The following is a 19,851-nucleotide window of genomic DNA, read 5'->3' as shown; positions in this document are numbered from 1 at the left end:
TAGAGAGGTGAGTCAGCCACGTTCATGGCCGGCCATATGACATCAGCTGCGGGCACCAAACAGGGCCGTACCTATACGGACCCAAGTGGCGCCCATGGCGATGGCCGATTCCAGATCGTGGCTCATGCCCATGGAAAGTGTGTCGAGTGGCAGATTCAGGCTGGCTTGCAGGGATTGCACGGCAGCAAAGGCAGCATCCTGGGCGGCGCGATCTTCAGTCGGCTCGGGAATCGCCATCAACCCGCGCAGTTTCAAGCGCGGTAAAGCGCTGATGGCGTTGGCCAGGGCCGGCAAGTCGACCGGGGTGCAGCCGGATTTGCTGGCTTCACCGCTGACATTGACCTGAATGCAGATGTTCAGGGGCGGTAAATCGGCGGGACGTTGTTCGGACAGGCGTTGTGCGATTTTCAAGCGATCCACTGAGTGCACCCAAGCGAAGTTCTCGGCGATAGCGCGAGTCTTGTTCGACTGAATGGGGCCGATAAAGTGCCAACTCAAGGGCAGGTCGGCCAATTCGAGCTGTTTGCCCAAGGCTTCCTGCAGGTAGTTCTCACCAAAGTCGCGGATCCCGGCGGCATAAGCCTCACGCAGGGCCTCGGCAGGCTTGGTCTTGCTCACGGCCAGCAGCTGGACGCTGTGCTCGTCGCGGTAAGCAGCTTGGGTCGCTGCCTGGATACGCGAACTAACCTGAAGAATGTTGTCTGCTATCGTGGACATCAAAAGGCGCCGGCGGTCTGAAGGTTCGCGGCATTCTACTGGAATTGGGGAGCACTATGGATATCACTGAGCTGCTGGCCTTCAGCGCCAAACAGGGTGCGTCCGACTTGCACCTTTCTGCAGGCTTGCCGCCAATGATTCGGGTTGACGGTGATGTTCGGCGGATCAACCTGCCAGCGTTGGACCACAAGCAGGTTCATGAACTGATCTACACCATCATGAACGACAAGCAGCGGGCGGACTTCGAGGAGCTTCTGGAGCTCGACTTTTCTTTCGAAGTACCCGGTGTGGCGCGCTTTCGGGTTAACGCGTTCAACCAGAATCGGGGTGTTGGCGCGGTGTTTCGGACTATCCCGTCGAAAGTCCTGAGCCTGGACGATCTCGGCATGGGTGAAGTGTTTCGCAAGATTACCGACGTGCCCCGCGGACTGGTGCTAGTCACCGGGCCGACCGGTTCGGGCAAGTCGACTACCCTGGCGGCGATGATCGACTACCTGAACAACCATCGGCATCACCATATCCTCACCATCGAAGACCCCATCGAGTTCGTCCACGAATCGAAGAAGTGCCTGATCAACCAGCGTGAAGTGCATCGCGATACCCGAAGCTTTTCCACCGCGCTGCGTTCGGCCCTGCGCGAAGACCCGGATGTGATTCTGGTGGGCGAGATGCGCGACCTGGAGACTATCCGCCTGGCGCTGACGGCTGCGGAGACCGGACACCTGGTATTCGGCACACTGCACACCACTTCCGCGGCGAAAACCATCGACAGGGTGGTGGACGTGTTTCCGATGGAGGAGAAATCGATGGTTCGGTCGATGCTTTCCGAGTCGTTGCAGGCGGTGATTTCTCAAAGCCTGATCAAAAAGATCGGTGGCGGGAGGGTTGCGGCCCACGAAATCATGATCGGTACGCCGGCGATTCGAAATTTGATCCGTGAAGACAAGGTCGCGCAGATGTACTCGTCAATCCAGACCGGTGGCTCGGTGGGGATGCAAACGTTGGATACGTGCCTCAAGGACCTTGTGGCCAAGGGCTTGATCAGCCGTGAGCACGCCCGTGAGAAGGCTAGGTCGCCGGATAGTTTTTGAGGAGGGCATGACTGCTGCGATGCTGGCCAAAAAAAATCGCAGGCTGCGATCTTTTGGGGATGTTGAGCAAGCCTGCCTTATTTATGCAGGCTTCAAATCAACGCTGAACAATACGCATGGCGTTCGGATCTTTCGGCAGAACCCGCTTGGCGACGACGTAGTGGCTTTCCCAGTACGGCTTCTTCAGCGTATCGATGGACACCGCCTTGCCGCGACGTGGCGCATGGATAAAGCGGTCATTGCCCAGATAGATGGCAACATGGTTGACCTTGCGGCTCTTGATGTTGAAGAAAATCAGATCGCCAGGCTTCAGGTCCTTGCGCTCGACTTTCTGCCCGTGGCCGCTGGCCATGGCATTCGAGGTACGCGGCAGATCGACTTCGTCGACATCGGTGAAAGCGTATTTCACCAGGCCGCTGCAATCGAAACCTTTACTTGGGCTGCTGCCGCCCCAACGATAAGGAGTACCCAGTACGTTCACGGCACGGCTCAACACATTGCTGCTTTGCTTGGCCGCCATTTGCGGGACCAGTGCGGTGTTGGCGCTGCTCAGATGAGTCGGGCGTTTTACAGAATGTTTGTTCTTAGTGGTTGCCGAAGAAATGTGGTGCTTCGGTGTGTAACCATTAACGTTTGGAAGACGTTGCTCACGATTGGTGGCGTGGGCGGCCAGTGGCATTAATAGGCAAATGGTTAGCCATGTCTTGAAAAATGGACGCATTAGGCAGGGCTCTATGTAGGTAAGCGCGCAACTTTATAACAGCTTTTTGGTCCTTTTCGAGGCCGCTGGTCGATTCAACCTGGAGGTCAAGTTCGGCAAATGTGCGGCAAATTGGCGCAATTGTCTGATAGGAGTCAGGCGCTACAAGGCTTTGCGCCGAGTGTAAGGCTTGTGAGCCACACGTCGGCACGACACAAAAAAGTCACAGAAATACTGAAAAAATTTATCTATCGCGTTGAAAGAGGGAACCCATGAACACCTATCGTCAGGATGTTTCGCCGCAAGACACCCACAGCAAGGTGATCGGTTACCTGCTCTGGATTTTCGGTTTTACCGGAGCCCATCGCTTCTATTACGGCAAACCGGTGACCGGGACTCTCTGGTTTTTTACCTTCGGATTGCTCGGAATTGGCTGGCTGATCGATTTGTTTCTGATCCCGGGTATGGATCGCGAAGCTGACCTGCGATTTACCGCAGGCCCAATCGAGTACAACGTCGCCTGGATCCTGCTGGCGTTTCTCGGTGTGTTCGGTTTGCATCGCATGTATCAGGGGAAGTGGATCAGCGGGATCCTCTATTTACTCACCGGCGGTTTCTTCCTGATTGGCGTGCTGTATGACTTCTGGACACTGAACGACCAGATCTCAATACGCAACGCGCAGAACAGAGGCGCCTTCCAGTAAGTCATCGCGAGCAGGCTCGCTCCCACAGGATTGATGCGGTCCTTGTGGGAGCGAGCCTGCTCGCGATGGGGGCGACGCGGTCTTACGCCTGGTGGCTAATCCGGCCATCCACCAAGGTGTAGCGCACCACGCCCGGCAAGCTATGGCCAATGAACGGACAGTTCTCGCCCTTTGACAACCAGGTTTCACCGGCCACGGTCGAAGCTGCAGGGTCGAACAGCACGATGTCCGCCGGCCCACCTACTGCCAATTTGCCCGCTGGCAGGCGCAGCGCTTCGGCCGGGCCGGCACTCAAACGCGCCAGTAGCGTTGGCAGGTCCAGCAAACCGTCTTCCACCAGGGTCATGGCCAATGGCAGTAGCAGTTCGACACTGCTGATGCCCGGCTCTGTTGCACCGAACGGCGCCAGCTTGGCGTCCCGCTCATGGGGCTGGTGATGGCTGGAAATGGCCTGAACCACGCCAGACTTCACGGCCTTACGCAGGCCATCACGGTCGGCGCGGGTGCGCAGCGGTGGTTGCACGTGATACAGGCTGTTGAAGTCGATCAGTGCTTCGTCCGTCAGAATCAGCTGATACAGCGCCACATCGGCCGTTACCGGCAATCCGCGAGCCTGGGCCTGAGCGATCAGGGCCACGCCGCGCGCGCTGGTCAGCTGGCTGAAGTGTGCGCGCACGCCGCTTTGCTCGACCAGCAGCAGATCCCGGGCCAGAGCCACGGTTTCGGCGGTTTCCGGAATCCCCGGCAACCCCAGGAAGCTCGCGGTCGGACCTTCATGGGCCAGGCCGCCCTCTGCCAGATCATGATCCTGGGAGTGGAAAATCACCGTCAGGTCGAAAGTTGCCGCGTATTCCAGTGCCCGGCATAGGGTGCGGGTGTTGCGGAAACTGTCCAGGCCGTTGCCGAACGCCACGCAGCCGGCATCGCGCAAGGCAATGAGCTCTGCAAGTTGCTCGCCTTCCAGTCCTTTGCTTAGCGCTCCGATTGGGAAAACCTTGCAGTTGCCGGCTTCGCGAGCGCGATCGAGGATCAACTCGGCCACCGCCGAGGTGTCGAGCACCGGTTTGGTCCGGGGCGGGCAGCACAGGCTGGTGACACCACCGGCTGCGGCGGCGCGGGTTTCGCTGGCAATGCTGCCTTTGCGGCTGTAACCCGGTTCGCGCAGGGCGACATTCAGGTCGACAAGGCCGGGTGCGGCCACAAGGCCTTTGGCGTCGATGGTTTCAACCGGAGTAAAGCCAGCGGGCGCAGCGCCCATGGCGATGATCTTGCCGGCTTCAAGGTGCAAATCACTGACTTGATCCAGACCGCTGCTTGGATCGATGACGCGGGCGCCGAGGATGCTGAGCTTCACTGGGCGTTCTCCTGCTCGAATTGACGCTGGGCAGTTTGCCCGCTCATGGCCATGGACAGCACGGCCATACGTATCGCAATGCCGTAGGTCACCTGATTGAGGATCACCGAGTGCGGACCGTCGGCCACCGCCGACTCAATCTCCACCCCACGGTTGATCGGCCCCGGGTGCATAACGATGGCATCTGGTTTAGCTCCGGCCAGGCGCGCGGTGGTCAGGCCGAACAGGCGGTAGAACTCGCCTTCGCTCGGCAGCAGGCCACCGGTCATACGCTCGCGCTGCAGGCGCAACATGATCACCACGTCGACGTCTTTCAGGCCTTCGGTCATGTCGGTGTAGACCTTCACGCCGTACTGCTCGATACCGATAGGCAGCAGGGTTTTCGGCGCGATTACGCGGATATCCGGGCAGCCGAGGGTTTTCAGCGCAAGCATGTTCGAGCGTGCGACCCGCGAGTGCAGGATGTCGCCGACGATGGCCACCGAGAGGTTTTCAAAACCACCCTTGTGCCGACGGATGGTCAGCATGTCGAGCATGCCCTGGGTCGGGTGCGCGTGACGGCCATCGCCGCCGTTGATGATCGCCACCTGCGGGCACACGTGTTCGGCGATGAAGTGCGCGGCACCAGAGTCGCCGTGGCGCACGACGAACATGTCGGCGGCCATGGCTTCAAGGTTGCGCAGGGTGTCGAGCAGGGTTTCACCTTTGCTCGCGGAGGAGGTCGACACGTTCAGCGTGATGACATCCGCCGACAACCGCTGAGCGGCCAGTTCGAAGGTAGTGCGGGTGCGGGTGGAGTTCTCGAAGAACACATTGCAGACGGTCTTGCCGCGCAGCAACGGGACTTTCTTCACCGCCCGGGCGCCGACTTCGAGGAAGGAGTCGGCGGTATCGAGGATTTCCGTCAGCAACTCGCGGCGCAAACCGTCAAGCGAGAGGAAGTGGCGCAGCTGGCCCTGATCATTGAGCTGCAGCGGGCGCTTGGTATTGATAGGCGTCATCGCAATGGACTCTTAAAGGGCGAGGTCTTGGAGTTCGAGTTGGAGCGGGTCAGGGCCGGACAGTTTTACCCGCTCATTGGCGGCCAGCGACAGCGTGGCGCCGACCACATTCGGCCGGATCGGCAGCTCGGCGGCGTTCAGGTCCAGCAGGCAGACCAGCGTCACACTGGCCGGGCGACCGTAATCGAAGAGTTCGTTGAGCGCCGCGCGGATGGTCCGACCGCTCATCAGCACGTCGTCGATCAGCACCAGATGCTGGCCTTCGATCTCGAATGGCAGCTGCGAAGGGCGAACTTGCGGATGTAGGCCGCTCTGGCTGAAATCGTCGCGGTAGAAGGATACGTCCAGCGTGCCCAGTGGCGAATCACTGCCCAGGGCTTGCAGCAAGGCTTGGGCAACCCAGACGCCGCCGGTGCGGATGCCAATGTAGCGCGGCTCGCTGATGGCACGTTGGGCCAGGTGGGCCTTGAGATCGACGGCCATCTGGCTGATCAGTTCGGTGGGATTGGGCAGGCTCATGGTTGCTCCTTCAGGGGCCCGAGCCGGATGCGCACAATGAGGCTCGGGTTGTAGCTGCTTGGGTTGTGGCTAGGAGGCGCGTCGCTGATGAGAGCCACACGTCTTCAGGATTCGGCTTTTCAGGATTCGAACAGCGCTGAGTTCTCGTCGAGCCAGCCTTGCAGCAGCAGGGCTGCGGCGATGGCGTCGACCGGGTTGTCGCGATAGCTGCCACGCTGGCCGCCACGGGCCAGGCGTTCGCCTTTTGCCTCGAAAGTGGTGAGGCGTTCATCGTGGGTATAGAAGGGCAGGTTGTAGCGGCCATTCAAGCGCCGGGCAAACTTCTCGGCGCGTGCGCACATGTCGCTGGGCGTGCCGTCCATGTTCAGCGGCAGGCCAACCACCACGGCATCGGGCTTCCACTCTTTGATCAGCGCTTCAACCTGATTCCAGTCGGGAATGCCGTTCTGCGCCTTCAGGGTGCAGAGCTCGCGGGCCTGGCCGGTAATCACCTGGCCGACGGCGACGCCGATCTGTTTGGTGCCGAAGTCAAAGCCCAACAATAAGCGCAATCCGGCCATCAGGCGTGCCCCGCTTGGCTGGTCAACAGGCTCAGGTTGATGCCCAGACGCTTGGCGGCGGCTTCAAGGCGTAGTTCGCTGCTGGTGTTGAACAGAATGTCGGCGTCGAACGGGCAGGTCAGCCAGGCATTGTCGGCAAGTTCGACCTCCAGTTGCCCGGCGTCCCAACCGGCGTAGCCGAGGGCAATCAGGCTTTTTGGCGGGCCAACGCCGTCGGCAATCGCGAATAACACATCCTGGGAAGTCGACAGCGCCAGGCCATCGAGTTCGACCGTTGCCTGGTAGCTCAAACCAATGGGGTGCAAGACAAAACCGCGGTCGGTCTGCACCGGGCCGCCGGTAAAGATCGGCACATGCTGGCAGAGCGGCGGAGGCTCGATATCGGGGCGCAGTTGCTCGAGGATGTCTGCCAGGCTCAGGTCCTGTGGACGATTGACCACCAACCCCATGGCACCATTGGCAGTGTGCTCGACGATGTAGGTCAAGGTATGCGCAAAGTTCGGGTCGGCCATATGCGGCATGGCGATCAGGAAGTGATGCTTGAGGTAGCTGGGGCTGACGTTCTTCATGTGCACTAGTGTGGCGTTGGCAGGACGAGCTGACAAGCTGGTGATGCGTTGGAAATAGCCCAAATGGCCGCTCGCGACCCAGATCAAATGTGGGAGCGGGCTTGCTCGCGATGCAGACGCCGCGGTTTATCTGGGTAACCGAGTAGATGCCATCGCGAGCAAGCCCGCTCCCACAGGTGTTCTGCGGTGGTCAATTACTCGACAACTTGTCCCCACGGGCAAACTTCCAGGTGCGGATGATTTCCAGTCGATCGATATCCGACAGGTCGCCGCTGAACGGCGCAAAAGGTGCAGCCAGCCGGACGATACGCTGTGCTGCCTGATCCAGCAGCGGCTGCCCGGAGGACTCCAATACCAGCACCTCATACAGTGAGCCGTCGCGGTTGATCGAAACCATCAGCCGTAAATTGCCGTAGATCTGTTTGCGCCGGGCCTCGTCGGGGTAATTCAGGTTGCCGATGCGCTCGACCTTCTTGCGCCATTCGTCCTTATACCAGGCGCCTTTGTCGCGCATGGTCGAGGCGGCGCTCAGGCGATGGATACGCGGTCGCTTGGCATACAGCTGTTGTTCATTGGCCAACTCGGCTTCCAGGCTGGAGATTTCGCTGGAGAGTTGCGAACTGTCGAAAGTCGGCGTGGCGGCCTTGGGTTTGGGCTCGGTCTTGACCTCTTCACGCTTGGTGACGGTCTTCTTCGGTTTCGGCGCGGTGGTGGCGACGGCCGCTTTCGGCGCGGTCTCCTGGACCTCGGCTTTCACCGAGGGCGGCGGCGTGACCTTTTTCACCGTGTTGTCCTGGAACGGCGCAACTTCGGTGGTTTTCGGGATCGCCTTTTTGTCCAGCGTGCCGCTGCCTTGCTGGTTTTCCTGCGCGAGAAAATCAGCCTTCTTCGGCTTGGTTTCGCTTTTGAAGGTGGCGAGGGTGATTTCCAGGGTTTTGCTGATCTGCTTGGGTTCGACGAAGGTAAAACCCACACCCAGGATCAGCGCCAGGTGAATCAGCGCCGCGAGAAACAGGGTAAATCCGAGACGATCGGCCGGGCGCACGCCACTGTGGGAGAGTTCGGGGGGCAGATCGGACAGAAGCGTCATCAGCGATTCAACATCACAAAAGGCATCACAAAAACCAACATCGCGTATTTCACAGGCGGCGCATGATAACGCAATGTTGGTTCTTGCTTGTTTGTTCTACATCACTTGGCTTTGAGCTTCAGATCGATGGCGTCCATCAGCATTTCGCCGATTTTCGTGCCATAGGCGTTGTCGATCTCGCGGATACAGGTCGGGCTGGTGACGTTGATTTCCGTCAGGTGCTCGCCAATCACGTCGAGGCCGACGAACAGCAGACCTTTTTCACGCAGGGTCGGGCCGACTTGAGCGGCGATCCAGCGATCCCTCTCCGTCAACGGTCGTGCTTCACCACGACCACCGGCCGCGAGGTTGCCACGGGTTTCGCCAGCTGCGGGGATTCGCGCCAGGCAATACGGCACCGGCTCGCCATCGATCATCAGGATGCGTTTGTCGCCGTCCTTGATCGCTGGCAGGTAGCCCTGAGCCATGATTTGCTGCTTGCCGTGCTGGGTCAGGGTTTCCAGAATGACCGAGAGATTCGGGTGGCCGGCGGTGTGACGGAAGATCGATGCGCCGCCCATGCCGTCCAGCGGCTTGAGAATCACGTCACCGTGGTGGTCAGCAAACTCACGCAAGATATCCGGGCGACGGCTGACCACGGTCGGCGGTGTGCACTGAGGGAACAGCGTGGCGAACAGCTTTTCATTGCAGTCGCGCAGGCTCTGCGGCTTGTTTACCACCAGCACGCCGGCGCGCTCGGCTTGCTCCAGCAGGTAGGTGGAATAGACGAACTCCATGTCGAACGGAGGATCCTTGCGCATCAGGATCACGTTCAGATCGCTCAGGGCGCTGTCGGTTTCCGCTTCCAGTTCGAACCATTTTTCCGGGTTGGCGAAGACTTTCAGAGGGCGCATCCGCGCCCGCGCTTCACCGGCATCCTGATACAGGTCGCGCTGCTCCATATAGAACAGCGTCCAGCCGCGCTCCTGGGCGGCAAGCAGCATGGCCAGCGAGCTATCCTTTTTATAGGAGATGCTGGCAATGGGGTCCATGACAATCCCGACGCGAACGCTCATGGGCAATATCCTCGATTCGGCAAGGCCGATATGACTTGAAAAAGTGGCGTCAGAGTGGCGCCCGGCTTGTTCCCGGTCAAGGAAAAACCACCTCCCCGGTCGGCCGATAGATTGAAGCTTGCGACTGTGCTAAAAAGGCTCCCATGCCGTGTAGAGCCCATGAACATCAAGGGTTTCAAGCGCTGGTAACCCGTACACGGACAAAATCGATTCGCTGTGGCGATGGTAGAGCAGATATGGAACAGCATTCCAGCGCCTTGAAGGTCATGGTGATCGACGATTCGAAGACGATTCGCCGTACCGCCGAAACACTGTTGAGAAACGTGGGTTGTGAAGTGATCACGGCGGTCGATGGTTTCGATGCACTGGCCAAGATTGCCGATAATCATCCCGGGATCATCTTCGTCGACATCATGATGCCGCGTCTGGATGGTTATCAGACCTGCGCCCTGATCAAGAACAACAGCGCGTTCAAGTCCACGCCAGTGATTATGCTGTCCTCCAAGGATGGTCTGTTCGACAAAGCCAAGGGTCGGATCGTCGGCTCTGACCAGTTTTTGACCAAGCCCTTTAGCAAGGAAGAACTGCTGAGCGCGATCAAGGCCCATGTGCCGGGTTTCGCCGCAGTAGAACAAGCACATTGACGTCCGGCCAGCGGGCCGCACGCCTCTACCAATGGGGAAGACCATGGCACGTATTCTGATCGTCGATGACTCGCCGACCGAAATGTACAAACTGACTGGCATGCTGGAAAAGCACGGCCATGAAGTGTTGAAGGCTGAAAACGGCGCCGACGGTGTGGCCCTGGCCCGCCAGGAAAAGCCCGATGCGGTTTTGATGGACATCGTCATGCCCGGTCTCAACGGCTTTCAGGCGACTCGCCAGCTGACCAAAGACCCGGAAACCGGGCACATTCCGGTGATCATCATCACCACCAAGGATCAGGAAACCGACAAGGTCTGGGGCACCCGTCAGGGCGCCAAGGACTACCTGACAAAACCAGTGGATGAAGAAACCCTGATCAAGACCTTGAACGCGGTTCTTGATAACACGTCGGCCGGCTGACGGCGGTCGTATGACCGACTCGCAAACTGCTTTTGAGCTACTGCTGGAGATCGACCAGCGCTGTCGCCTGCTGGCGGCGGATTTACCGTCCCAGGAAACCCGCCAGCAGAGCTGGAGCGGCATCGGCTTTCGTATCGGCGAATGCTGGTACGTCGCACCCATGGGCGAAGTCAGCGAGGTCCTGCATGAGCCGCGTTATACCGTGTTACCCGGGGTGAAACCCTGGGTCAAAGGTGTGGCCAATCTGCGTGGGCGGTTGCTGCCGATCATGGACCTGTGCGGTTTTTTCGGACACGAGTTGTCGGCGTTGCGTAAACAGCGGCGAGTGTTGGTAGTGGAGCACAATGACGTGTTTGCCGGTTTGATGGTCGATGAAGTATTTGGCATGCAGCACTTTGCGCAGGACAGTCTGGAGTCGGTTGCGGCGCACGCGCTGGAAGGCGCGATTGCACCCTTCGTGAAGGGGCAGTTCCAGCGCGAGCAAGTCTGGCAGGTCTTCAGTCCGTTCGCCTTGGCGCAGTCGCCGAGGTTTATGGATGTAGCCCTGTAGGTGTAGGAGCGAGCTTGCTCGCGATGAACTCAAGGGCGACGCGTTTATTCAGAAAACACGCGTTATCGTTAACCTCCATCGCGAGCAATCGAGCGTCGACCGGCTTCTCCTACAGGGATTTTGGTAGTACAGGCGGGGGCCTGATCGATGATGAAAGCAAAAGCAGGCAAACCAATGGAAGGGTCGCGCAGCCGTTCGCAGATCATCGTGCTGTTCATCGCCCTGATCGTGTTCATCATGCTGCTGTTCGCCAACTTCGCTTATCTCAACACCCAAGCCACTTACGACAAGCAGTACATTGGTCACGCCGGTGAACTGCGGGTGCTGTCCCAGCGTATCGCCAAGAATGCCACTGAAGCTGCGGCCGGCAAGGCTGCCGCGTTCAAGCTTCTGAGTGAGGCGCGCAATGATTTCGAACGACGCTGGGGTTACCTCAAGAAAGGTGATCCGGCCACCGGTCTGCCGGGCGCGCCACCCGACGTGCGCCCGGAAATGCGTGCGGTGCAGCTGGATTGGGAGCGCTTGCTGAAAAATACCGACGCGATTCTTTCCAGCGAGCAAACCGTATTGTCCCTGCACCAAGTCGCGGCGACGTTGGCCGAGACCGTGCCGCAATTGCAGGTCGAGTACGAAAAAGTCGTGGAGATTCTGCTGCAGCGCGGTGCTCCCGCCAGCCAGGTGGCCATGGCCCAGCGTCAGTCGCTGTTGGCCGAACGCATTCTCGGTGCGGTGAACACCGTGCTTGCCGGTGATGACACCGCGGTACAGGCCGCCGATGCCTTTGGTCGTGATGCGGCACGTTTTGGACAGGTGCTTAACGGCATGCTCCAGGGCAATCCGGCGCTGAAAATCAGCCAGGTCGAGGACCTCGATGCCCGCGCACGTCTGACCGAGATCGCCGAGCTGTTCCAGTTCGTCTCAGGCTCGGTGGATGAAATTCTCGAAACTTCACCCGAGCTGTTCAAGGTTCGTGAGTCGGCCAGCAACATTTTCAGCCTGTCGCAAACCCTGCTCGATGAGGCCTCGCTGCTGGCCACCGGCTTTGAAAACCTGGCTGGCGGGCGCTCTATTCATTCTATTGGCGGTTACGTGCTGGGCTTGCTGGCGCTGACCTCAATCATCCTGATCGGTCTGGTGATGGTCCGAGAAACCAATCGCCAGTTACGCGAGACCGCCGAAAAGAACGAACGCAACCAGGGCGCGATCATGCGACTGCTGGACGAAATCGAAGATCTGGCCGATGGCGACCTGACGGTGACCGCCTCGGTGACCGAAGATTTTACCGGCACCATCGCCGACTCGATCAACTACTCGGTCGACCAGCTGCGCGATCTGGTGGCAACCATTAACCTCACCGCCGGCCAGGTCGCCGCCGCCGTGCAGGAAACCCAGGCCACGGCGATGCACCTGGCGCAAGCGTCCGAGCATCAGGCGCAGCAAATCTCTGAGGCATCGACGGCTATTAATGAAATGGCCCAGTCCATTGACCAAGTGTCGGCCAACGCAGCGGAGTCCTCAGCGGTGGCCGAGCGTTCGGTGGAGATCGCCAACAAAGGCAACGAGGTGGTGCATAACACCATCCATGGCATGGACAACATCCGCGAGCAGATTCAGGACACCGCAAAGCGCATCAAGCGCCTGGGCGAGTCTTCTCAGGAAATTGGCGACATTGTCAGCCTGATCGACGACATCGCCGATCAAACCAATATTCTCGCGCTCAACGCGGCAATCCAGGCTTCCATGGCCGGTGACGCCGGGCGTGGCTTTGCCGTGGTGGCCGACGAAGTGCAGCGTCTGGCCGAGCGCTCGTCGGCAGCGACCCGGCAGATCGAAACCCTGGTACGGGCGATCCAGACCGACACCAACGAAGCCGTGATTTCCATGGAGCAGACCACCACCGAAGTGGTGCGCGGCGCCCGACTGGCTCAAGATGCCGGAGTTGCTCTGGAAGAAATCGAAGGCGTGTCGAAAACCCTCGCGGCCTTGATCCAGAGTATCTCCAACGCGGCGCAGCAGCAGACGTCCTCGGCGGGTCAGATTTCCTTGACGATGAACGTGATCCAGCAGATCACCACTCAAACGTCGTCCGGTTCGACCGCCACCGCCGAGAGCATCGGCAACCTGGCAAAAATGGCCAGCCAGCTGCGGCGCTCGGTGTCCGGGTTCACCTTGCCGGCAGCACCGGAGCGCGACGTGGATAAAGCTTGAGCAGTGCACGCTGCGTATGAATTTTGACTGGAGTGGTTATGGTTGATCGGCACGACTATGTGGCCCTCGAATGGGTCAAAGGCGAGATTGCCGAAACGCTGAAGCAGGCTTTTCTTGCCCTTGACGGCATGGCACTCGACGCCCTGGTCGACGACCCGCAGGCGGCGGACGCGATCAGCCAGTGTCTGGCGTGTATCCATCAGGTTCATGGCAGTCTGCAGATGGTCGAGTTCTACGGCGCGGCCTTGCTTGCCGAAGAAATGGAAAAGCTGGCGTTGGCTCTGCAGCAGAACCGCGTCAATCATCGCGATGAAGCCATCCGGCTGTTGCAGCAGGCGCTTGGTCAACTGCCCATCTACCTCGACCGTGTTCACAGCGCCCGCCGCGATTTGCCTCTGGTGGTGTTGCCATTGCTCAATGATCTACGCAGCGCCCGAGGCGAAAGCCTGTTATCGGAAACCAGCCTGTTCAGCCCGCAATTATTGGACTTTCCGGCGCTGGACAAAGAAACCCTGGCGTTACTCGAACCGGCGGATTTGCCGAGTGTACTGCGCAAGATGCGGCACATGCTGCAAACAGCGTTGGTCGGGTTGCTGCGCGAACAAGATGATCAAACCAACCTGGGTTCTCTGGCCACGGTCTTCGCCCGCCTTGAAGGGCTCTGCCCAAACGCACCCCTGAGCCCGTTGTGGCAGGTCGCTTCGGCGCTGGTGGAAGGCATGCTCGTTGGCAGCATCGCCAACAGCCCGGCGCTGCGCAGTTTACTCAAAGACACCGACAAGGAACTCAAGCGCCTGCTCGAGCAAGGGATGGCCGGGATCAATCAGCCGGCCCCGCAAGAGCTGCTCAAAAGTCTATTGTTCTATATAGCCAAAGCCGAACACCCCACCGGGCAGATGCAGACCATGAAAGAAAGTTACGGACTCGATGACGCGCTGCCCGACAGTGCCGTGGTCGATGAAGAACGCGCACGCCTGGCAGGCCCTGACCGGGATGCCATGCGTTCGGTACTGGCCGCGTTGTGCGAAGAGCTGGTGCGGGTCAAGGAGCGCCTGGACCTGTTCGTGCGCAGTGACCGCCAGCATGCCTCCGACCTCGACAGCCTGCTCGCACCACTGCGGCAAATCGCTGACACCCTGGCTGTGCTCGGTTTTGGCCAGCCGCGCAAGGTGATCATCGATCAACTGGCGATGGTCCTGAGCCTGGCCCAAGGGCAGCGTGAACCCAATGACGCGATCCTCATGGATGTGGCCGGGGCCTTGTTGTATGTCGAGGCGACTCTGGCCGGGATGGTCGGTACCGTTGAGCCGGAGAGTCGTGAGGACAGCCGGCTGCCAACCACTGACCTGACCCAGATTCACCAGTTAGTGATCAAGGAAGCGCGGATCTGTTTGCAGCAAGCCAAGGACATGATCGTCGACTACATCGACGCCGGTTGGGATCGTCAGCAGCTGCACGCGTTGCCAGCGTTGTTGACCCAGGTTCGCGGTGCGTTGGCGATGATTCCGCTGAGCCGTGCGGCGAGCCTTCTGGAAGCTTGCAATGGCTTCATCCGCGAGCATTTATTGGTCGATCAGGTTCAGCCCGACTGGCAGCAACTCGACAATCTGGCCGACGTCATCACCAGCATCGAGTACTACCTGGAACGCTTGAGTGAAGACCCTCAGGCTCCCGGCGAACAGTTGCTCGATGTTGCCGAGGAAAACCTGGCCGCCTTGGGCTACTTCCCGACCCAGTTGCAAGTGCCGTTACTCGACGATGTGCTCACCCCACGTGAAGCCTTGGTGATGCAAGACCTGCAAGCGCTGGGCAGCCCTGAAGTCGTGCAGTCCCTGGCCGAGGTGCTGGCCAGCCCGGTTTCCGTCCTCAATCCGCCAGCCCTGCATACGCCGGGCAGCTTGTTGCCACCGCCAGTCGGTGAAGCGCCGGTGGACGACGAGCTGCGGGACGTCTTTCTTGAAGAAACCGACGAAGTCCTTGAGGTGCTGCGCGAATATCTGCCGCGATGGTCGGCCAATCCCGACAACAAAGCCGCACTGAGCGAATTGCGCCGCGCCTTCCATACGTTGAAAGGCAGCGGGCGTATGGTTCGTGCACTGGTGCTGGGCGAGCTGGCCTGGTCGGTGGAGAACCTGCTCAACCGCGTCCTGGAGCGCAGCGTCGAGCCAGGGTCTCAGGTGCAGCAACTGCTGAGCGAGGTGCTGGATCTGTTGCCCGAGTTGATCCGCGAGTTCGCCGCCAACGGCCAACGCCAGCGTGATGATGTTGACCGGTTGGCCGCCCGTGCCCATGCGCTGACCAAGGGCGATGAGCAGACCCCGGCCACCGTTGCGCAAGAACTGGAAGCGCTCGATCCGCAGTTGCTGGAGATTTTCCGCAACGAAGCTGAAACCCACCTCGACAGCCTCAACCGCTTTCTCGATCAAGCCGCCGAGCACATGCCGTTGCAGGCCAGCGATGAGCTGCAGCGCGCGCTGCACACCCTCAAAGGCAGTGCCTACATGGCCGGTGTGTTGCCGATCGCCGAACTGGCGAAACCGCTGGATCACTTGACCCGTGAATACAAGGCGCACCAGATTGCGTTGGACCTGGATGAGGTCGAGCTGCTGCTCGAAGCTGAAGGTTTATTGCGCCGCAGTTTGAAGCAGCTCAAGACCGATCCATTGGCCGAGATCAGCGGCGCGCAGTCGTTGATCGAGCGTACCCAATCGCTACTCGCCGAACGCCTGGAAGCTATCCTCAACTCTCCGAACACGGGCCTTAGGATCAAGCGTGATCCGCAACTGATCAGCAACTTCCTCGCCCAAGGCATGGACATTCTGCTGGATGCTGAAAACCTGTTGCGTCGCTGGCAGCAACATCCCGGAGAGCGTCAGGAACTCAGTGCGCTGCTGGATGAACTGACCACCTTGGGTGAGGGCGCGCATCTGGCCGACCTGCGTCCGGTCGATGAACTGTGCGAAGCGTTGCTCGACCTGTATGGCGCGGTGGAAGAGAGCAGCCTGGCGGTCAGCGAGCGGTTTTTCCATGAGGCCGACAGCGCCCACGAAGCCTTGATCAGCATGCTCGATCAACTGGCCGCCGGCCAGGAAGTCAGCCCGCAGCCTGCGCGAGTGAAAGCCCTGCGCGACTTGCTCGATCAAAGCCTCGACCCCTCAGCCATGGGCCTGATCAGGAGCGATGGCAGTCGCACGCTGAGCATCACCGAGCTGAGCGCCGCTACCACTGAGTTGGAGAAGGCACCGGTTGCTCTGGATCTGGATGATGAAATCGTCTCGATCTTTCTCGAAGAGGCGATGGATATCCTCGAAAACGCCGGGCAAGCCTTGCAGCGTTGGCTGGATGAGCCCGACAACGCCGCGCCGCTGTTGTCGTTGCAACGCGACCTGCACACCCTCAAGGGCGGCGCGCGGATGGCCGAAGTCGGGCCGGTCGGTGACCTTGCCCATGAGCTGGAAAGCCTCTACGAAGGTTTGGTCGATCGCCGCTACAGCCATTCCAGCGAGTTGGCGCAGCTGCTGCTACAGAGCCATGACCGTTTGGCCGTGTTACTTGATCAACTGCACCATCAACAACCGCTGAGCGATCCGAGTGCGCTGATCGAGGCGATTCGCGCGTTTCGTCAGGGCAGCGGCCCGAGCGCTGAAGTGCTCGAAGCAGCGTCCCCCTCAGACTCGGCGAGTCATGATCCCGAGCTGCTGGAAATCTTCCTCGAAGAAGGTTTCGACATCATCGACAGTTCCGGTGCGGCGTTGTCGCGCTGGCAAGCCGAGCCGCAAAACCGTCTCGAAGTGGAAACCCTACTGCGCGACCTGCACACCCTCAAGGGCGGCGCGCGGATGGTCGAGATCGCGCCGATTGGCGATCTGGCCCATGAGCTGGAGTTCCTTTACGAAGGTCTGTCGGCCGGCTTGCTGCAACCGACGGCACAATTGTTCACGCTGTTACAAGGCAGCCTAGACCTGCTTGCACACATGCTGGATGCCGCGCGGGCGGGCAAGCAGGTGCTGCCGGCCGAGACGTTGATCGAGGCGATCAGAGACTTCACTCATCCTGCTGCGGGCGATCCACAGTCGCAGACTCTAACTGCCGAGGCCTCGCTACAAGCACAGGCTAAAGCAGAGTTGCCAGCGATTCAGTCCGAAGCCGGCGCGGTTGGCGATATGGTCAAGGTTTCAGCCGAGCTGCTGGATGATCTGGTCAATCTGGCCGGGGAAACCTCGATTTTCCGTGGTCGTATCGAACAGCAGGTCAACGATGCCCGGGTGACCCTGAGCGAGATGGAAACCACCATCGAGCGCATGCGCGACCAGTTGCGTCGTCTGGACACCGAAACTCAGGGGCGGATTCTCAGCCGTCAGCAAGTCGAGGCCGAACGCCTGGGATACGAAGAGTTTGACCCGCTGGAAATGGACCGCCACTCGCAGTTGCAGCAGCTGTCGCGGGCGCTGTTCGAGTCGGCATCGGACCTGCTCGACCTCAAGGAAACCCTCGACCGCCGCAACCATGACGCGGAAAACCTGCTGCAGCAGCAAGGGCGGATCAACACCGAATTGCAGGAAGGCCTGATGCGTACGCGCATGGTGCCGTTCGAACGCATGGTGCCGCGCCTGAAGCGGATCGTCCGGCAGGTCGCCAGTGAGTTGGGCAAAGACGTCGAATTCATTGTCGGCAACGCCCAAGGCGAGATGGACCGTAACGTGCTCGAACGCATGGTCGCGCCGCTGGAACACATGCTGCGCAATGCCGTCGACCATGGCCTGGAATCCGCCGAGGCGCGCCGTGCCGCTGGCAAGCCTGCGCAGGGAAGAATCACTTTGGACCTGGCTCACGAAGGCGGCGACATCATCTTCGACATGCGCGATGACGGTGCCGGAGTGCCTCTGGACGCGGTGCGGCGCAAGGCGATCAAACGCGGGCTGCTCGATCCGAATCTTGAAATCAGCGACCGTGAAGTGCTCCAGTTCATCATGCAGCCGGGGTTTTCCACCGCCGAAAAAATCACCCAGATTTCCGGTCGTGGTGTCGGTATGGACGTGCTCCACGAAGAAGTCCGGCAACTGGGCGGCAGCATGAGCATCGACTCGACCCCGGGGCAGGGCGTGCACTTTCGCATTCGTCTGCCGTTCACCGTGTCGGTCAATCGCGCGTTGATGGTGCAGTGTATTGAGGACCAATATGCGATCCCGCTGAACACCATCGAAGGCATCGTTCGCGTGCTGCCCAACGAGCTGGACGGCTATTACCAACTCGACCCACCGGTCTACGAATATGCGGGGCAACGCTACGAACTCTGCTACCTCGGCGAGCTGCTACAGACCGCGATCAAACCGAAACTGCTTGGCCAAAGCCTGCCATTGCCGGTGCTGCTGGTGCAGTGCAATGAACGACGGATTGCGGTGCAAGTCGATGCCATGGCCGGTACCCGGGAAATCGTGGTGAAAAGCCTCGGCCCGCAGTTTGCCTCGGTGCAGGGTTTGTCCGGCGCGACCATCCTCGGCGATGGCCGGGTGGTGCTGATTCTTGACCTGCTGGCGCATATCCGTGCCACGCAGGCGCGCTTGCCGAAACTGCATCCTGGCAACGGCGACGAACCTCATGCGGTCGAGGTCGAACCGCAACGGCCGCTGCTGGTGCTGGTGGTCGATGACTCGGTCACCGTACGCAAGGTCACCAGCCGTCTGCTCGAACGCCACGGCATGAACGTGCTGACCGCCAAGGACGGCGTCGACGCCATGGCGCTGTTGGAGGAACACACGCCGGACCTGATGCTGCTGGACATCGAAATGCCGCGCATGGACGGTTTCGAAGTGGCGATACAGGTACGCAGCGATCCGCGCTTGCGGCACCTGCCGATCATCATGATCACCTCGCGCACCGGCCAGAAACACCGGGACCGAGCCATGGCAATCGGCGTCAACGACTACCTCGGCAAGCCGTATCAGGAATCGGTCCTGCTGGAGAGCATCGCCCTCTGGAGTAAAACCCATGCTTGATCACCGCACCAGCAACCTCACTGGGCTGCTGCTGCCCCTGGCGGACCGCAATCTGATCCTGCCCAACGTCGCCATCGCCGAACTGATCGACTACCAACCCGGCGCCTTCGACCTCGACTCGCCGCCCTGGTACCTGGGTCTGGTGACCTGGCGCGACCGGCAAATTCCACTGCTCAGCTTCGAATCCGCCTGCGGCAGCAAGGCCGTGATCGGCGACCGCGCACGCATCGTCGTGCTCAACGCCTTGGGCGGCCGCCCGCAACTCAAGTTCATCGCCTTGCTAGTACAAGGGATTCCGCGCTCCTACAAGCTCGACAGCCAACTGAGTTATGTCGACGTGCCGCTGTGCCCACTGGAAAAAGCCGCCGTGCAAATCGCCGAGCAAGTGGCCAAGGTGCCGGATTTGTTGGGGCTGGAAGAGTTGTTGGTGAAGGCAGGGTTGGTTCGGGGGTGATCTCAAGACTGCCATCGCGGGCAAGCCCGCTCCCACATGGGCTGTGGAGTACCCGAATCCTGAGGCAGACAACAAACCCTGTGGGAGCCGGGCTTGCCCGCGAAGAGGCCCGAGAAGTCGACATCACTCTTCACACAACCATTACCCTGACCGTAACGATCCGTCTCTGTGCTTGATTGATGCTCCCCATCATTCGCTCCTAAGGTAGCTCCACGACA

17 protein-coding genes are annotated in these 19,851 nt (G+C 60.0%); 8 read left to right on the top strand and 9 right to left on the bottom strand.

Annotated elements, in window-relative coordinates; translation table 11 throughout:
• Positions 1 to 42: 42 nt before the first annotated feature.
• Positions 43 to 717 carry a YggS family pyridoxal phosphate-dependent enzyme gene (locus tag ACZYSM_RS04085; RefSeq protein WP_489069117.1) on the bottom strand — a complete coding sequence of 225 codons (675 nt, stop codon included), beginning with the start codon at positions 715 to 717 and terminating at the stop codon, positions 43 to 45.
• Positions 718 to 773: 56 nt separating this feature from the next.
• Between ACZYSM_RS04085 and ACZYSM_RS04080 the strand changes: the two genes are divergently transcribed.
• Positions 774 to 1,808, top strand: a complete 1,035-nt coding sequence (locus tag ACZYSM_RS04080) for a type IV pilus twitching motility protein PilT (protein WP_489069115.1) — start codon at positions 774 to 776, stop codon at positions 1,806 to 1,808.
• Between the two features lie 97 nt (positions 1,809 to 1,905).
• Here the strand turns inward: ACZYSM_RS04080 and ACZYSM_RS04075 are convergent, their stop codons facing one another.
• A complete protein-coding gene (locus ACZYSM_RS04075) occupies positions 1,906 to 2,529 on the bottom strand; it encodes a C40 family peptidase (protein ID WP_489069113.1) in 624 nt (207 codons plus the stop codon).
• A 251-nt stretch (positions 2,530 to 2,780) separates the two neighbouring features.
• Here ACZYSM_RS04075 and ACZYSM_RS04070 point away from each other — a divergent pair, with 251 nt between their 5' ends.
• Positions 2,781 to 3,212 carry an NINE protein gene (locus tag ACZYSM_RS04070; protein WP_489069111.1) on the top strand — a complete coding sequence of 144 codons (432 nt, stop codon included), beginning with the start codon at positions 2,781 to 2,783 and terminating at the stop codon, positions 3,210 to 3,212.
• Between the two features lie 82 nt (positions 3,213 to 3,294).
• On the opposite strand, the gene ACZYSM_RS04065 is transcribed toward ACZYSM_RS04070, so the two are convergent.
• The 7 genes from ACZYSM_RS04065 to gshB all read right to left on the bottom strand — a co-directional run bounded on the left by ACZYSM_RS04065 (position 3,295) and on the right by gshB (position 9,360).
• A complete protein-coding gene (locus tag ACZYSM_RS04065) occupies positions 3,295 to 4,566 on the bottom strand; it encodes a dihydroorotase (protein ID WP_489069109.1) in 1,272 nt (423 codons plus the stop codon).
• Positions 4,563 to 5,567 (bottom strand): aspartate carbamoyltransferase catalytic subunit, encoded by a 1,005-nt coding sequence (locus tag ACZYSM_RS04060; protein ID WP_489069107.1) that lies wholly within the window; start codon positions 5,565 to 5,567, stop codon positions 4,563 to 4,565. Before ACZYSM_RS04060 ends, ACZYSM_RS04065 begins: the two co-directional genes overlap by 4 nt.
• A gap of 12 nt (positions 5,568 to 5,579) precedes the next feature.
• The gene (pyrR, locus tag ACZYSM_RS04055; protein ID WP_489069105.1) at positions 5,580 to 6,086 is read right to left on the bottom strand and encodes a bifunctional pyr operon transcriptional regulator/uracil phosphoribosyltransferase PyrR; all 507 of its coding nucleotides are present in this window, start codon (positions 6,084 to 6,086) and stop codon (positions 5,580 to 5,582) included.
• 119 nt (positions 6,087 to 6,205) lie between these two features.
• Positions 6,206 to 6,646, bottom strand: a complete 441-nt coding sequence (gene ruvX, locus ACZYSM_RS04050; RefSeq protein WP_489069103.1) for a Holliday junction resolvase RuvX — start codon at positions 6,644 to 6,646, stop codon at positions 6,206 to 6,208.
• A complete protein-coding gene (locus tag ACZYSM_RS04045; RefSeq protein ID WP_489069530.1) occupies positions 6,646 to 7,215 on the bottom strand; it encodes a YqgE/AlgH family protein in 570 nt (189 codons plus the stop codon). The genes ruvX and ACZYSM_RS04045 overlap by 1 nt, the downstream gene beginning before the upstream one ends.
• Before the next feature lie 190 nt (positions 7,216 to 7,405).
• The gene (locus tag ACZYSM_RS04040; protein ID WP_489069101.1) at positions 7,406 to 8,305 is read right to left on the bottom strand and encodes an energy transducer TonB; all 900 of its coding nucleotides are present in this window, start codon (positions 8,303 to 8,305) and stop codon (positions 7,406 to 7,408) included.
• Between the two features lie 101 nt (positions 8,306 to 8,406).
• A complete protein-coding gene (gene gshB, locus ACZYSM_RS04035; protein ID WP_489069099.1) occupies positions 8,407 to 9,360 on the bottom strand; it encodes a glutathione synthase in 954 nt (317 codons plus the stop codon).
• Positions 9,361 to 9,596: 236 nt separating this feature from the next.
• Here gshB and pilG point away from each other — a divergent pair, with 236 nt between their 5' ends.
• The 6 genes from pilG to ACZYSM_RS04005 all read left to right on the top strand — a co-directional run bounded on the left by pilG (position 9,597) and on the right by ACZYSM_RS04005 (position 19,633).
• Positions 9,597 to 10,004, top strand: coding sequence for a twitching motility response regulator PilG (pilG, locus tag ACZYSM_RS04030; protein WP_419117578.1), 408 nt, complete (start codon positions 9,597 to 9,599; stop codon positions 10,002 to 10,004).
• Between the two features lie 43 nt (positions 10,005 to 10,047).
• Positions 10,048 to 10,425 carry a twitching motility response regulator PilH gene (pilH, locus tag ACZYSM_RS04025; RefSeq protein WP_489069097.1) on the top strand — a complete coding sequence of 126 codons (378 nt, stop codon included), beginning with the start codon at positions 10,048 to 10,050 and terminating at the stop codon, positions 10,423 to 10,425.
• A gap of 10 nt (positions 10,426 to 10,435) precedes the next feature.
• The gene (locus ACZYSM_RS04020; protein WP_489069095.1) at positions 10,436 to 10,975 is read left to right on the top strand and encodes a chemotaxis protein CheW; all 540 of its coding nucleotides are present in this window, start codon (positions 10,436 to 10,438) and stop codon (positions 10,973 to 10,975) included.
• A gap of 147 nt (positions 10,976 to 11,122) precedes the next feature.
• Entirely contained in the window at positions 11,123 to 13,183 is a 2,061-nt protein-coding gene (locus ACZYSM_RS04015; protein ID WP_489069093.1) for a methyl-accepting chemotaxis protein, read from the top strand.
• Positions 13,184 to 13,221: 38 nt separating this feature from the next.
• Positions 13,222 to 19,179, top strand: a complete 5,958-nt coding sequence (locus ACZYSM_RS04010) for a hybrid sensor histidine kinase/response regulator (protein ID WP_489069090.1) — start codon at positions 13,222 to 13,224, stop codon at positions 19,177 to 19,179.
• Positions 19,172 to 19,633 carry a chemotaxis protein CheW gene (locus ACZYSM_RS04005; RefSeq protein ID WP_489069088.1) on the top strand — a complete coding sequence of 154 codons (462 nt, stop codon included), beginning with the start codon at positions 19,172 to 19,174 and terminating at the stop codon, positions 19,631 to 19,633. Before ACZYSM_RS04010 ends, ACZYSM_RS04005 begins: the two co-directional genes overlap by 8 nt.
• The last annotated feature ends 218 nt before the right edge of the window (positions 19,634 to 19,851 follow it).

The organism is Pseudomonas sp. F220, assembly GCF_057813935.1.
This window is presented reverse-complemented; position numbering and strand designations above follow the sequence as displayed.

Coding starts and splice junctions, on each gene's coding strand:
- pilG (WP_419117578.1), top strand. CDS start 9,597: ATGGAACAGCATTCCAGCGCCTTGAAGGTCATGGTGATCGACGATTCG.
- ACZYSM_RS04080 (WP_489069115.1), top strand. CDS start 774: ATGGATATCACTGAGCTGCTGGCCTTCAGCGCCAAACAGGGTGCGTCC.
- ACZYSM_RS04040 (WP_489069101.1), bottom strand. CDS start 8,305: ATGACGCTTCTGTCCGATCTGCCCCCCGAACTCTCCCACAGTGGCGTG.
- ACZYSM_RS04005 (WP_489069088.1), top strand. CDS start 19,172: ATGCTTGATCACCGCACCAGCAACCTCACTGGGCTGCTGCTGCCCCTG.
- ACZYSM_RS04010 (WP_489069090.1), top strand. CDS start 13,222: ATGGTTGATCGGCACGACTATGTGGCCCTCGAATGGGTCAAAGGCGAG.
- pilH (WP_489069097.1), top strand. CDS start 10,048: ATGGCACGTATTCTGATCGTCGATGACTCGCCGACCGAAATGTACAAA.
- ACZYSM_RS04070 (WP_489069111.1), top strand. CDS start 2,781: ATGAACACCTATCGTCAGGATGTTTCGCCGCAAGACACCCACAGCAAG.
- ACZYSM_RS04020 (WP_489069095.1), top strand. CDS start 10,436: ATGACCGACTCGCAAACTGCTTTTGAGCTACTGCTGGAGATCGACCAG.
- ACZYSM_RS04060 (WP_489069107.1), bottom strand. CDS start 5,567: ATGACGCCTATCAATACCAAGCGCCCGCTGCAGCTCAATGATCAGGGC.
- ruvX (WP_489069103.1), bottom strand. CDS start 6,646: ATGGCCGGATTGCGCTTATTGTTGGGCTTTGACTTCGGCACCAAACAG.
- ACZYSM_RS04085 (WP_489069117.1), bottom strand. CDS start 717: ATGTCCACGATAGCAGACAACATTCTTCAGGTTAGTTCGCGTATCCAG.
- gshB (WP_489069099.1), bottom strand. CDS start 9,360: ATGAGCGTTCGCGTCGGGATTGTCATGGACCCCATTGCCAGCATCTCC.
- ACZYSM_RS04075 (WP_489069113.1), bottom strand. CDS start 2,529: ATGCGTCCATTTTTCAAGACATGGCTAACCATTTGCCTATTAATGCCA.
- ACZYSM_RS04015 (WP_489069093.1), top strand. CDS start 11,123: ATGATGAAAGCAAAAGCAGGCAAACCAATGGAAGGGTCGCGCAGCCGT.
- pyrR (WP_489069105.1), bottom strand. CDS start 6,086: ATGAGCCTGCCCAATCCCACCGAACTGATCAGCCAGATGGCCGTCGAT.
- ACZYSM_RS04045 (WP_489069530.1), bottom strand. CDS start 7,215: ATGAAGAACGTCAGCCCCAGCTACCTCAAGCATCACTTCCTGATCGCC.